Here is a 13,900-nt window from a genome sequence, read left to right as displayed (position 1 = left end):
TTGACCCTTGAAAACATCCATATTTAAACCTTTTTATTGACTTTAAAGATAAGTATTTAGATGATTACCTCTATAAAATTTTTTATGCTGATTTGAAGGTGTAATTTTTAAAGGTTCTATATTTTTATTTTTATAAAGTTTGCTTTTTATCTTTACTTTACTTTACTTTACTTCATAATTAATCAAAATCTTTTTTATTATGAAGAAATTTATTATTCTACCAATGTTGTTTTGTATGTTTTTAGGTCTAAATAGTTTTAGTTCCGTTGAGCTTGATAATGATAATATTGAAACAGTAGACTGTCAGGCAGTGGCCGCGAGAGCTTGGAGGGTTGCTATTACTTTAACAAATGGAGATTACGATGCTGCTTACGATTATCATTTTTATGCATATAAGAAGTGTGTTAATGAGAATTTATAATCTAAAACATATATAAATGTTAAAAGGAACTCCGTTTCTAGTACTAGTAATCTTTTTGACTAATGTCACTTTAAGTCAAAACCTTAAAGTGACTTATTCTGTCTTAATTAATGATATTGAGGATTTTGCTCCAAAAAACTCTAAAACAGAAGATATTTTAGAGTTTAAAAAATATATAAGTGGTTTAAAAGAGCGTACATCAAATATTGAAATAATTGTCAACTGTAATAATGTAAGAGAATATAATATTTCTACTGAGATAGGAATGTCCATTGATGAATCTTTTATGTTTAACATGGACCTGAAAATGCTTGGCCTATCCACATTTATTCAAGGTAATTCAATAGTTAGTTATGGATTTGATGATAATAGAGGTTTTACTATTGAGTATGACTATAATCAATTGTTTTCATGGGAAATTACTAATGAGGTTAAAAATATTTTAGGATATAAATGTACAAAAGCAGTAATTAAATATAAAGATAAATCACTTTATACAAATACAACCCCTCGAGAATTTTGGTTTACAAATGAATTAAATTTTAACGGAGGCCCTAGTTTATTTAGTGGTCTACCAGGTCCTATTCTACAGATAAAAACACCCATAACTACAATCACAGCTAGCCAGATTGAATCACACGAAAATGTTTTGAAAAAGGAAAAAATCGATTTTGAAAATACTAAAACATATAAAGAGGCACAAATTTATTTCAAAAAAGGAGCAGAAGCTGTTCGTTCACGCATGTAGTTTAATTTTATATTTAAGTGTTTCTAATTTTATTTTTGCTCAAGAGAATATCGAGTTTTCTGGAAGAGTTACGGATTCTTTGGACACACCAATACAGTATGCAAATGTGTTATTGAAACCTGTGGACTCCATTAATGGAAAAATTGAATTTGCGATCACAAATAAAGATGGACTGTTTTTTTCACAAATTAGAATTAATAAAACTTATAAACTTAGTATATCTTATTTGGGGTATTCTGAATATGTGAAAATGGTCAACGAATCGAAAGATTCATTCTCTAAAATTATACTATCATCTACAAATGAGACACTTGAAACTATAATTATAACTAAGAAATTAGCTGTAAAAATTCAGGGAGACACGACCACTTTTCGTGTAGATCAGTTTACAAACAAAAAAGAAAGAAAGTTAAGAGATGTTTTGAACAAATTACCAGGGATCGACGTAGATCGCAAAGGTAACGTTGAAGTTAACGGTAAACCAGTAGATAAATTTTTAGTAGACGGCAAAGACTTTTTTAACGGCGATGAAAAGCTAGGAGTAAACAATATTCCTGCTGATGTTATTGATGAAATCGAAGCTATCGATAATTTTGCAGAAATAGCACTGTTGAAGAATTTTGCAGAAAGTAATATATTAGCTTTAAATATAAAGCTCAAAAAAAATAAAAAAAGATTTTACTTTGGAGATCTAAAAGCTGGAACCGCCTTCGACGAAAACTATCTTGCTCAAGGTAACTTGTTTTATTACTCTCCTAGAACAGGTATTAATGTAATTACAGACGCTAATAATTATGGAGATGACGCCTTAAGTGCAGAAGACTATCTAGCTTTTGTAAACGATGGTTCTCTTTTTAATACACAAAAGCCATTAGATTTTGAAAATTTTTATTATAAATTATTAAATAATAATCAATTCTTTTCAAGTAAAAACCGTTTGTTGGCAGGGAATTTATCTCAACAGATTGGTGATAAGACAAGCGTTAATGCGTACACGATCAATAGTTTGTTGGATCGAGGCTTTAAGGAAAATCAGAATATATCTTATGAATCTGTAGATAATGTTAATGAATCTAGAAGATCAGATAGTTATCAAGATTTTTTCATTAGTAACAGTGCTGTTAATTTGAAATATAAAAATCCTAAAACAGAAGTTTTGTCTTATTTTTCGATTTCTTACAATGACCTTGTTAATTCTTCGAATATTTTAAGTCAGTCTAATACACTGGAAAATGTTGATAATCTATCAGACAATAAGTCGGTTAACATTAGGGAGACTTTTTCAATTACTAATAAATTAAAGAATCAAGATGTTTTTTCGATAGAATTAGACGGGCAAATAAACAAGTCAAATGATTTTGATAATATTATATCAAATTCAAATATTTATCCTGAAATAGTTCCTGTAATGGAACAATCAGAGATTCAAGTGTCGAGTTTAAGAAATTATGAGTTAAATAAATTAATATTACATTCAAAATACTATAAAATAATTAATAAAAATTCACATCTATATCCTTACCTGTCTTTTGATGCTAGTGAAAGTGATTACTTTACTAATGATTTACAATTTTTAGCTGATGAAAGCATAGTTGATTTCAGTGTTTCTGATTTCAATAATGACATAGGTGTAGAAAAGTATATACTTACATCTGGATTAGAATTTAAAAAACGATTAAAGTCTTGGCTGTTTTTAGCAGGTATAGAGGCTAAGCGTTTCGATTGGCGCTTGTCTCCAGAACAAACAAGTTCTATATCAAAACTTGAAACGATTATTTTACCTTCCCTAACTATAGACTATAAAGTTCGCCGTTCTAGGTTTCGATTTAAATATAATCGTCAGTCCAAATTAGAAGATAGTCAAAAGTTTGCCAATAAATTCGTGCTAGCAACCTTCAATCAAATTTATCAGGGAAGTTTAGACATTGATAACAATATCATAGATAAATTTAGTCTAAATTACCTAACTAGCAATCTAGAAAAAGGGACTTCATTTAATTTTTATTCGTCCTTAATTAAAACTTTAAAAGTGAATGTTAATGATGTCATAATTAATAATAACGATTTAATTAACAGTATTAAAACGCGACAACAATCCGACCTTTACTTTAACAACGGTATTTTCTATAATACTTATTGGAAAAAACTTAAACTTAAGTTCTTTGGTGGGTATAATTTGTACGATTACCGACGTTTCATTAATTCTGAACAAATTAATTATAAACAGAATACCTTAAGCTATGGAATAAATATTAATCTTACCAAGGGTAGTAACTGGGATTTGTACTATAAATTTGAAGGTAAACATCAAGAATTATCTTCAAATATTAGCAAAAATAATTTTAAGACGTATAAATCTGACTTAGTAGTTTCTTATTCGATAAGAGATGGCATTATATTAGAGTTAAGTCAAAATGACTTTTGGCTTAATCAATCAGATGATATACAAAAATATTCTAATTCAAATGCTAAAATAGATTTTTCATTTAATAATAGTCCTTGGAGGTTTGGATTTACAGTCAACAATATTTTTAATAATCGTTTTGTTTCTAGTACAGCAATTGCAGCATTTTCGGTAACTGAAAACCAAACATTATTATTACCAAGTCAATTTATGTTAAGTTGTGAATATAAAATTTAAGTAATTAACAACATAAATTTTATCAAACCATAATCATGACTTACTTTTACTTATTCAAATTTATTCTAAATAAGAATTGATAACTACTGTAGCAGATTTAAAGAGAGGAGAAACCGCGATCATCAAGGAATTTGATGAAATAGACGTACCATTAAAATTACTTGAAATGGGTTGTTTACCTGGTAACAGAGTAACCATGATGCAATCAGCACCATTTAAAGATCCTATCTATCTAGATATTAATGGAACGCATCTCGCTATAAGAAGAGAAACAGCAGTCAAAATAAGCGTTGAAATCCATGGGTAAATCGATTAATGTATCTCTTATAGGTAATCCTAATACGGGAAAAACGTCTTTATTTAATAGATTAACTGGACTCAATCAACAGGTTGGTAATTATCCAGGAATTACTGTTGAGAAAAAAGAAGGGATTTGTAAACTAGATCGTGGTCTTAAAGCGCATATTCTAGACTTACCAGGAACTTATAGTTTAAACACCACTTCTCTAGATGAGAGTATAGTTGTAGAAACTTTATTAAATAGAAATTCTAAAGATTTTCCAGATGTTGCGGTAGTCGTTTCTGACATTGAAAACTTGAAACGTAATTTACTAGTTTTTACTCAAATAAAAGATCTTGAAATCCCCACGATTCTTGTCATTAATATGGCAGACCGTATGGAGCGCAAAGCCATATCGCTCGATATAGATTTGATGCAAGAAGAACTCAACACAACTGTAATTCTAGTTAGTGCTCGTAAAAATGAAGGAATTAGAGATCTTAAAAACGCGATAGCAAATTATAAACAACTCACTTCTCAACCTTGTGTAAATGCATCGGTAATTGATGTAGCTTATTTCGATACACTTAAAAAAGCATATCCTAACCAGCAGGTTTATAAGCTGTGGCTAGTTATTACACAAGATGTCAACTTTGGTAAACTAGACCGCAATAGAGAGCTAGACGACCTGAAACAGCATAAATTTGATATTAAGTCAGAGGCCGACTTAAAGAAAATGCAACACAAAGAAACCGTGGTACGTTATCAATTTATAAATGGTTTGCTCAAAAAAGTACTCACTGTTGATACGGCACATGCAAAGGATATAAGAACAAGGTTAGATCGTATTCTATTACATAAAGTGTGGGGTTACTTAATATTTTTTGCGATTCTATTTGTCATCTTTCAGGCTATTTATGACTGGAGTACTTATCCTATGGACTGGATAGATGCAGCATTTGCTAGTATGAGCACTTGGGTTAATAACGTGCTGCCATCAGGACCACTCACAGATTTATTGTCAGAAGGTATCATACCAGGACTAGGCGGGATAGTCATATTTATACCGCAAATAGCCTTTCTATTTCTATTTATAGCCATTCTAGAAGAAAGCGGTTACATGAGCCGTGTGGTCTTTCTTATGGATCATATCATGAAACGTTTTGGTCTTAGTGGTAAAAGTGTTGTGCCGCTAGTCTCTGGAGTAGCTTGTGCGATACCAGCAGTAATGGCAACTAGAAACATAGAGGACTGGAAAGAACGTTTAATTACTATACTAGTCGTGCCTTTTACAACCTGCTCTGCTAGATTACCGGTTTATTTAATTATCATATCTCTAGTTATTCCAGATCAGCGTATACTGGGTGGTGTTTTTAATATGCAGGGACTTACACTTATGTTGCTGTATTTATTAGGTTTCGGTGCGGCTATATTTTCTGCATGGGTATTAAATAAAATACTACCTATTAAGCGTAAAACATTTTTTGTTATGGAAATGCCAGCTTATAAGTTACCTATGTTTAAAAACGTAGCTATCACGGTAATTGAAAAGACCAAAAGTTTTGTAGTAGGAGCAGGAAAAATAATCATGGCTATATCTGTTGTTTTATGGATTCTTGCTAGTTATGGTTTAGGAGAACAATTTAATAATGCAGAGGCCATTGTAAAGGAACAATATGCTGGACAGAACTTAAGTGATCAAGAAATGGATCAAAAGATCGCCTCTCATGAATTAGAATATAGTTTTATAGGTTACATAGGTAAAGGGATAGAGCCAGCCGTAAGCCCTCTAGGGTACGACTGGAAGATAGGAATAGCCATACTAAGCTCGTTTGCAGCGCGTGAGGTTTTTGTAGGTACTCTAGCTACTATTTATAGTGTAGAAAGTGATGGAGAAGAAGAGCAAACGATTAAAAACCGTATGGCTGCAGAAACTAATCCTATTCTAGGTGGGCCTTTATTTAACTTTGCTAGTGGTATTTCTCTACTGCTTTTTTATGCCTTTGCCATGCAATGTATGAGCACGCTAGCTATAGTAAAACGAGAAACTAATAGCTGGAAATGGCCTGCGATTCAATTTTTATTCATGACTGCTGCCGCATATTTTGTAGCACTAGGAGCTTATCAATTTCTCAGGTAATGCAAATTTTTCAAACTATATCTGTATTTGTAATAGCTGTTGTTGCTATCCTTTGGTTATTTAGAAAATCTATTTTCCCTAAAAAATTTAACTCATCTAGTTGTGGTGATGGTGATTGTGGCTGTCATTAGATTTTGACGGTTCCGCTTTCGCGAAAGCGAGACTAAAATCAATTATCTAGACTAGAATTTTCTATTTTTACCATATGAATGATCGCCCGATAGGTTTTTTTGATTCTGGAGTAGGCGGCACGAGTGTGTGGAAAGAGGTAATAGAGTTGTTACCGCATGAAAACACCATATACCTTGCCGACTCTAAACATGCACCCTATGGCCGCAAGTCTAAGCAAGAAATTATTGAGCTTTGCATTAAAAATACAGAATATTTATTAAGTCAGAATTGCAAACTTATCGCTGTACCATGCAATACAGCTACTACTAATGCTATCTCTTATTTAAGAGCAAACTATGACGTACCTTTTATAGGTATAGAGCCAGCTATAAAGCCTGCTGCACTTAAAAGTGATACTAAGAAAATAGGAATTCTTGCGACCAGAGGAACACTGTCCAGTGAGTTGTTTAATAAAACTCAAAAAGAATTTACACAAGATGTAAATACCATAGAGATAGTTGGGACTGGTATAGTAGAGCTCATAGAAGCTGGTAAAACAGATAGCCTAGAAATGCGTGATCTTCTTATAGCTATCACAGAGCCATTTATGATCTCTGGCATCGATTATCTAGTTCTGGGCTGTAGTCATTATCCATATATAAAAGAAATGCTACAAGACTTGCTTCCTGCTCGTGTGCGTATTATAGACTCTGGTGCAGCAGTAGCAAGACAGACTTTAAACGTGTTAAAGTCTCAAAACTTAATTAATTTTGATACAGTGCCTAGTCAGCACCGCTTGTACTCTAATTTAAAGATAGATGTTCTAGATGCATTAACTCAAGAAATCGCAAATCGCAATTTACAATTACTAGATTTTTAAGAAAAGTACTCAAATAAAGCTAATTTTTTACTAGGACTTACCGGCAGCTCTTTATCACCTAACATCACACTACCACCTTTACCTTTTTTATAAGCTGTTACATAAGATACATTAATTAAGTGCGATTTATGAATGCGTGCAAAACCTTTATCAGATAACATATCATCAAAATGTTTTAAGGTCTTAGAGACTAGCTTCTTGTCGTTTTCTAAGAAAATATGAGTGTAATTATCGTCTGCAGTGCAATGGATAATATCCTTTATAGGCAATACTTCAAAACCTTCTTGGGTAGGAATAGTAATCCTATCAGTGAGCTGTGAGCTGTTCTCTTCTTTAATCCTCACATCTAGATTTACTTCGTTTTCACGGTCTTTAATAGACCTAACTATCTCGGTTGCTTTTATCAACTCATCTATGTTAATAGGTTTAGTCAGGTAATAAGCCGCCTGTTGATTAAGCGCATCTTTTGCATATTGATCATAAGCAGTTACAAAAACGGTCTCAAAAGTACGGTCAGGTAATTTGTCCAGTAGATCAAACGCAGTTCCATAAGGCATTTCTACATCTAGAAAAACTAGGTCTACTTCTGTTTTTTGTAGTAGTATAAAAGCCTCATCTACATTTGTAGCCTCATCTAGTACATCAATATCTTTACAATATTTTGAGATATAGTTTTTTAAAATATCTCTAGATATTTGCTCGTCTTCTATTATTATGGCGGTTAATTTCATAGATTTATTTTATGGATCAGCTTTAAAATTTTGTTTTGATGAACGGCTTCTCATAAATGAGGTTAAGTCTGAAATCTTACAACAACGGTAGTCCCAACATCTGGACTTAATCCTGCGTCGGTCAAAATGATTTCTATCTCACAATCATGTAATTCATTTAATAAAGCGACACGTTTTTTAATGTTACCTAGTCCTTTGGAATCCCGCTTCTTTTGATGTTCGGTTTTTATGGCTTTGGACTTTTTTCTACCTATTCCATTATCTGTTATTGTGACTTGGATTCCGTTTTCCGCTTTCGCGAAAGCGATTTTTAAAAAACCTTTTTCTTCTTTATACCTTAACCCATGCCATACTGAGTTTTCAATAATGGGTTGTAACAACATGGGCGGCACTTCTAACTTTGTATTATCAATTGCTGGGTCTACCGTAATTTTAAAATCAAACTTATCCTTAAAACGCTCGTGCTCTAATTTTAAATAGAGTCCTAGTAGATCGATTTCTTTCTCTAACGGTATAAAATCCAACTCGCTGTTTTCTAGAACGCTGCGCATCAGTTTAGAGAAATCTGTTAGGTATTTGTTTGCAGCACGCTCGTCGTTTTGAGCAATGTAGTTGTTTACAGAGTTCAATGCATTAAATATAAAATGCGGATTCATCTGGCTGCGCAATGATTTTAATGCCAGCAAGAGGTTGTTGATTTTATGCTGTTTATTATTGCGATACATAAAATAAGCTAGGGTAAGTAATAACAAGCTTAGCGCAATGAGAGAATAAATAATCCAGCGCTGTCGCTGGTTCATTTCTTCTGTAAGTTCACGTTGGGTATTAATTAATGCTATTTTATTCTCAGTAAGTTTGCGATCTTTTTCTAAGGTAAGAATTCTAGTCTGTTTTGAAACTAGCTCTTTTTCTTTTCTAGCCGTTTCTTCTAGTTCGTTTTCTTTTTTTAAATAAAGTGCGTCTATAGTGTTGATGTATAATTCATTATAAGAAAGCGCTTTTTTAGTGTTTCCTGCTTGCTTATGGAGTTTATAAAGACTTTTTGAGGCATCTTTCTTAATTGCAAGGTCGTTGTTTACGGTTGCCTCTTCTAGACTTGCCTCAAAGAAAGTAATTGCCTCACTAATTTTATTTTGAGCCTTTAAAGCCTCAGCTATTTTTAGTTGTTCTTTTTGCTTGGTTAATCCTAGGTTGATATTTTCTGTTGCAGTAGTGATTGAGGTAGTTTCTACCGGGCTATGCACTGTTATTTCTTCCATCTCATAGCTCTCAGAAATACTTTCTGAGTGGGCCATGACTTCAGGGCTGTTTAAAAAACCTTCTTTATTGTCTGTTGTAATACTTTCTGGTTTTCCTTTTACCCTTTTTTTCTCAGCGGCTATTCCGTCTAGCAGTTGTATGTTGTTTTTGCGCAGTGCTATTTCTTTGTCAAATTGTGCATGGCTATTGTAGAAATCTGCAGTTTGAGATTGTGTGACCACATTTGCCTTGGCGCTCTCTTTTTTAGATTCTTTAATAGCCGTGTTGTAATAGGACTCTGCGTCGTCTACCTGACCTATCTCATTTAAAAGAGCTGCTATTTTTGAGTTGATAGTGGTAACTGGATTCTTTAAATCACTGGTTTGAGCAATATCTAATGCTATTTTATAGTATTCAATCGCTTTTTTATTATTGTTAGTTTTTGCATAAGTATCTCCTAGACCATTAAGTCTAGAGAGTTGATCTTTTATGGAAAGAGGAGTAGATTTGCCTGCTTTTTTGTTTGAAAAATAAGGTGTGTTGTATGCAGTAATGGCTTCTTGATAATTACCGTTTAATTGCAGTGCGTCTGCTTTTTTAATGGTGATTTTAAACGATTTCTCTAGTGTTTCTGCTTGCGTGTAATTATCTATTGCAAGATCGTACTGTTTATTTAATTTATAAAGATCTCCTAGTTTTTCATATACTGCGCTTTGTTGTGCTGTTGTTAGTGAACTGGAATCGTTAGATAATGCAGCGATAAGAAAATCGGCAGTTTTTTGTGCGTCTTTCTTCAAATAAAATTGTGCGCTGTCCATAGCAACATGGTAAGAAATGGAGCTTAGTTTTTTAGTGTCTTGATCTGGATTCTGGACGCGTATTTCTATATCTTCATTAGATCTAATGCGGTAGTAAACAGTTTCAAAATCAAGACCTCTTATCACTATTTCTTCTCCCATATTTGCAGGTAGTTTAAACCTCCCAAGAGCGTCGGTAGTTGCATAGCGGCCCATTTTACCTTCTACATTTGCTCCAGAAATAGGTGTTCCATCTTCATTAAGAACACGACCTTCTAGAGTCATGGTGGTTTCTAGAGTCCTCAATGTTCTAATCCCATTGTTTTGTGCCATCAAGGTTTGATGGCTCCATAACACAATTAGTAAGGTGAATAGCTGTTTCATTAAAATGTAAACTTAGTCATTAAAAAATATATGAGCCACGTTAAAATGTCCGTTTTGGGCAGTATAGATGGTGTTTTTACCGCTTTCGCGAAAGCTGACTCACTAACCATTTATTTTCCCTCATTCAAAGTAAGAGTTCCCTCATTGTACTTCATTTGTAGTTTTTTAAATCGATAGATATTAAACAATTACCTAATCGTTAATTATTACTAGTAAATAACTTTTTTAAGAGTGTAATGTACTGTTGAAAAAAGTTTTTAGGTTGGGATTGATGACAGTGGCTAAATCGTACTTTTGACATTCATAAAAAAGTATCAATTTTGGCCACTAAATCAAAGAAGGTAACGCCTTTAATGCAGCAGTATAATAAGATCAAGACTAAATATCCTGACGCGTTATTGTTATTTAGAGTTGGAGATTTTTATGAAACTTTCGGTGAAGATGCTATTAAAACAGCACGCATTGTTAACATCGTGCTCACTAGCCGTAATAATGGTGGCGACCAGATAGAGTTAGCTGGTTTTCCACATCACTCGTTAAATACTTATTTGCCTAAACTGGTAAAAGCAGGTGAACGTGTTGCTATTTGTGATCAACTAGAAGATCCTAAACAGACTAAGAGTATTGTAAAACGTGGTGTGACCGAGTTAATAACTCCTGGAGTATCACTTAATGATGAAGTTCTTAGTTCAAAGACAAATAACTTTCTTGCAGCTCTTTCTGTAAATAAGAATTTATATGGAGTAGCTTTTCTAGATATTTCTACAGGAGAGTTTCTTGTGTCTCAAGGTTCTAAAGAAGAAGTGGATAAATTACTGCAAAACTTTAACCCTAGCGAGCTTTTAGTAACTCGTAATGATAAAAAAGCTCTAGCAATAGAGTTTCCATATGATTTACCATTCTTTCACTTAGACGACTGGGTTTTTCAAATAGATTTTGCAAAAGACTCGTTGCTTAAACATTTTAAGGTAAATTCTTTGAAAGGTTTTGGGGTAGAGAAATTAGATCAAGCATTAATATCTGCAGGGTCTATACTGCATTATCTAGAAGAGACACAACATGATAAACTAGATCATTTATCAAATATTTCTCGTATAGAAGACGATAATTTTGTGTGGATGGATCGCTTTACAGTACGTAATCTAGAACTTTACACACCACTTAGCCAGGGCGCAGTTACTTTAATAGACGTCATCGACCAGACTACAACGGCAATGGGTGGTCGCATGCTCAAAAGATGGATGGCTTTTCCGTTAAAAGATGCTTCTCAAATCAAAAAACGTCATGAAATAGTAGAATTCTTTACCACATCACAAGAGCAAAGAGAAGAGATCAAATCTTATTTAAAGCGTATGAGCGACTTAGAACGATTGATTTCTAAAGTTGCTGTAGGTAAGATCTGTCCGAGAGAAGTGGTGCAACTCAAAAATAGTTTAGAGGCCATTATTCCAGTAAAGGAAAAAGCTATTTGCTCAAATAATAAAGCTCTTAAGATCATAGGAGAGAGCTTAAATCCTTGTATACATTTAATAGATTTATTTAAGCAAGCTATTGATGAGCACGCTCCTGTAAATATCTTAAAAGGTAATACGATTGCTCAAGGTTATCATGCAGAGTTAGATGAGTTGCGTGGTCTTGCAACTTCAGGAAAAGACTACCTAGATAATATGCTAGCCAGACATGCTGAAGAAACTGGAATTACTAGCCTTAAAATTTCTAGCAATAATGTTTTTGGTTATTACATAGAGGTAAGAAATACACATAAAGATAAAGTGCCAGAAGAATGGACTAGAAAACAGACACTGGTAAATGCAGAACGTTACATTACCGAAGAACTTAAAGAATATGAAGGAAAGATATTAGGTGCCGAAGAACGCATCAACGCATTACAGCAAGAACTTTTTGATAAAGTAGTAAGGGAGATACTACCTTCTATAAAAACGATTCAAACTAACTCTCAATTAATAGGACAACTAGACTGTCTTATTTCCTTTGCATCTCATGCGATTCAATCAAATTATGTACGTCCAGAACTATTAGATAACGATGACTTGATTATATTAAATGGGCGTCACCCTGTCATAGAAAAAATGCTTCCTGCAGACCAGCCGTATATCCCTAATGATGTGCAGCTAGATAGAGATAGCCAGCAAATAATCATGATTACAGGTCCTAACATGAGTGGTAAAAGTGCCATTTTAAGACAGACGGCTTTAATTGTTCTGTTAGCTCAAATAGGGAGCTTTGTTCCTGCCGAAGAGGTGAAAATGGGAATCGTTGATAAGATTTTTACAAGAGTAGGCGCTAGTGATAATATATCTCAGGGAGAATCTACTTTCATGACTGAAATGAATGAGAGCGCAAGTATTCTGAATAATATTAGCGTGAAGAGTCTTGTACTGCTCGATGAGATAGGTCGTGGGACAAGTACGTATGACGGTATATCTATAGCATGGGCTATTACAGAGTATTTACACGAGCATCCTTCTAGTCCTAAAACACTATTTGCAACACATTATCACGAGCTTAACGAGATGACCTCGCAATTTGAACGTATTAAAAACTTTAATGTTGAGGTAAAAGAACTTAAGGATAAAGTGCTATTTATGCGTAAACTAGTAGCTGGAGGTAGTCATCATAGTTTTGGTATCCATGTTGCAAAAATGGCAGGAATGCCACAACAAGTAATTTCTAAGGCTAATAAAATCCTTAAAAGATTAGAAAAAACACACAAACAAGAAGACTCTAAAGAGGCGATGAAGGATTTACAAGAAGAAGAAATGCAATTAAGCTTCTTTAATCTAGACGACCCTCTATTAGAAAACATCAAACAAGAAATTCTTCAGGTAGACATAAACACCTTAACACCAGTAGAAGCACTCATGAAACTGAATGATATAAAACGCATGCTCGTAAAAAAAGAAAAGTAATTGAATATTTTTTCTTTTTTTTCTTTGTGGAACAAATAAAGTTGTTAAATTTGCAACCGCTTTGAAAAGCAACTGAGTTTTTCAATAATGCGAAAGTAGCTCAGGGGTAGAGCATCACCTTGCCAAGGTGGAGGTCGCGAGTTCAAATCTCGTCTTTCGCTCTAAAATTTGTTCTTAAATAAATTTTAATTACCAATGATGTGTCGCTGACACAATCGCTCGAGTGGTGGAATTGGTAGACACGTTGGACTTAAAATCCAATGGGTAGTAATGCCCGTACGGGTTCAAGTCCCGTCTCGAGTACTTGTAAGCCTCGTAATCTTTTGATTACGAGGCTTTTTTTATCTTTTAATGATTTTTCTCATCTTTTCGATGGACTTTCAAAATGCTTCTTTTTTACAGTATGCCTTGCTTTTATGTTTATTTACAATAGCGTCCTAAACGTTTAAAAAGAGAAAGGGAAATTTGGGATCAAGACCAAAAGTTGTGGGATTTTAGAATTATGCAAAAATATTAGATAGTCTAATACCAATATAGTTATATAATGTCATATATTTTTTGTATATTTATGTATGGGAAGAACAGCATATTTAGATAT

10 protein-coding genes and 2 tRNA genes are annotated in these 13,900 nt (G+C 33.4%); 10 read left to right on the top strand and 2 right to left on the bottom strand.

Annotated features, from left to right (window positions below; all coding sequences use genetic code 11):
* Positions 1 to 199: 199 nt before the first annotated feature.
* The 6 genes from Q0838_RS13625 (at position 200) to murI (ending at position 7,221) form a co-directional block, all read left to right on the top strand.
* Positions 200 to 421, top strand: a complete 222-nt coding sequence (locus Q0838_RS13625; RefSeq protein ID WP_298956259.1) for a hypothetical protein — start codon at positions 200 to 202, stop codon at positions 419 to 421.
* A gap of 16 nt (positions 422 to 437) precedes the next feature.
* On the top strand, positions 438 to 1,169 hold the full coding sequence (locus Q0838_RS13620) for a GLPGLI family protein (protein WP_298956256.1): 732 nt from the start codon (positions 438 to 440) through the stop codon (positions 1,167 to 1,169).
* On the top strand, positions 1,093 to 3,810 hold the full coding sequence (locus Q0838_RS13615; protein WP_298956255.1) for a carboxypeptidase-like regulatory domain-containing protein: 2,718 nt from the start codon (positions 1,093 to 1,095) through the stop codon (positions 3,808 to 3,810). Before Q0838_RS13620 ends, Q0838_RS13615 begins: the two co-directional genes overlap by 77 nt.
* Before the next feature lie 76 nt (positions 3,811 to 3,886).
* Complete coding sequence (locus Q0838_RS13610) at positions 3,887 to 4,117, top strand: FeoA family protein (protein WP_298956253.1); 231 nt, start codon at positions 3,887 to 3,889, stop codon at positions 4,115 to 4,117.
* Positions 4,110 to 6,230, top strand: a complete 2,121-nt coding sequence (feoB, locus tag Q0838_RS13605) for a ferrous iron transport protein B (protein ID WP_298956250.1) — start codon at positions 4,110 to 4,112, stop codon at positions 6,228 to 6,230. The genes Q0838_RS13610 and feoB overlap by 8 nt, the downstream gene beginning before the upstream one ends.
* Before the next feature lie 205 nt (positions 6,231 to 6,435).
* Positions 6,436 to 7,221, top strand: coding sequence for a glutamate racemase (gene murI / locus Q0838_RS13600; RefSeq protein ID WP_298956248.1), 786 nt, complete (start codon positions 6,436 to 6,438; stop codon positions 7,219 to 7,221).
* Here murI and Q0838_RS13595 read toward each other — a convergent pair.
* Complete coding sequence (locus Q0838_RS13595; protein ID WP_298956246.1) at positions 7,218 to 7,952, bottom strand: LytTR family DNA-binding domain-containing protein; 735 nt, start codon at positions 7,950 to 7,952, stop codon at positions 7,218 to 7,220. The two genes, murI and Q0838_RS13595, sit on opposite strands and share 4 nt — an antisense overlap.
* Before the next feature lie 62 nt (positions 7,953 to 8,014).
* On the bottom strand, positions 8,015 to 10,372 hold the full coding sequence (locus Q0838_RS13590; protein ID WP_298956244.1) for a histidine kinase: 2,358 nt from the start codon (positions 10,370 to 10,372) through the stop codon (positions 8,015 to 8,017).
* A 30-nt stretch (positions 10,373 to 10,402) separates the two neighbouring features.
* Here Q0838_RS13590 and Q0838_RS13585 point away from each other — a divergent pair, with 30 nt between their 5' ends.
* The 4 genes from Q0838_RS13585 to Q0838_RS13570 all read left to right on the top strand — a co-directional run bounded on the left by Q0838_RS13585 (position 10,403) and on the right by Q0838_RS13570 (position 13,605).
* Positions 10,403 to 10,549: a hypothetical protein gene (locus tag Q0838_RS13585; protein ID WP_298956241.1), complete on the top strand. Its 147-nt coding sequence runs from the start codon at positions 10,403 to 10,405 to the stop codon at positions 10,547 to 10,549.
* A 143-nt stretch (positions 10,550 to 10,692) separates the two neighbouring features.
* Complete coding sequence (gene mutS, locus Q0838_RS13580; protein ID WP_298956238.1) at positions 10,693 to 13,302, top strand: DNA mismatch repair protein MutS; 2,610 nt, start codon at positions 10,693 to 10,695, stop codon at positions 13,300 to 13,302.
* Between the two features lie 89 nt (positions 13,303 to 13,391).
* Positions 13,392 to 13,463: transfer RNA gene (locus Q0838_RS13575), tRNA-Gly, on the top strand.
* Positions 13,464 to 13,519: 56 nt separating this feature from the next.
* Positions 13,520 to 13,605, top strand: a tRNA-Leu gene (locus tag Q0838_RS13570).
* Positions 13,606 to 13,900: the final 295 nt, after the last annotated feature.

The organism is uncultured Nonlabens sp. (assembly GCF_947495285.1).
Classification (GTDB): domain Bacteria; phylum Bacteroidota; class Bacteroidia; order Flavobacteriales; family Flavobacteriaceae; genus Nonlabens.
The sequence above is the reverse complement of the archived record's forward strand: the minus strand, read 5'-3'. Positions and strand labels throughout refer to the sequence as shown.

Bases quoted from the DNA above. Each gene is read 5' to 3' on its own strand.
- Q0838_RS13585 (WP_298956241.1), top strand. From the start codon at position 10,403: ATGAGCCACGTTAAAATGTCCGTTTTGGGCAGTATAGATGGTGTTTTT.
- murI (WP_298956248.1), top strand. From the start codon at position 6,436: ATGAATGATCGCCCGATAGGTTTTTTTGATTCTGGAGTAGGCGGCACG.
- Q0838_RS13625 (WP_298956259.1), top strand. From the start codon at position 200: ATGAAGAAATTTATTATTCTACCAATGTTGTTTTGTATGTTTTTAGGT.
- Q0838_RS13595 (WP_298956246.1), bottom strand. From the start codon at position 7,952: ATGAAATTAACCGCCATAATAATAGAAGACGAGCAAATATCTAGAGAT.
- Q0838_RS13590 (WP_298956244.1), bottom strand. From the start codon at position 10,372: ATGAAACAGCTATTCACCTTACTAATTGTGTTATGGAGCCATCAAACC.
- feoB (WP_298956250.1), top strand. From the start codon at position 4,110: ATGGGTAAATCGATTAATGTATCTCTTATAGGTAATCCTAATACGGGA.
- Q0838_RS13620 (WP_298956256.1), top strand. From the start codon at position 438: ATGTTAAAAGGAACTCCGTTTCTAGTACTAGTAATCTTTTTGACTAAT.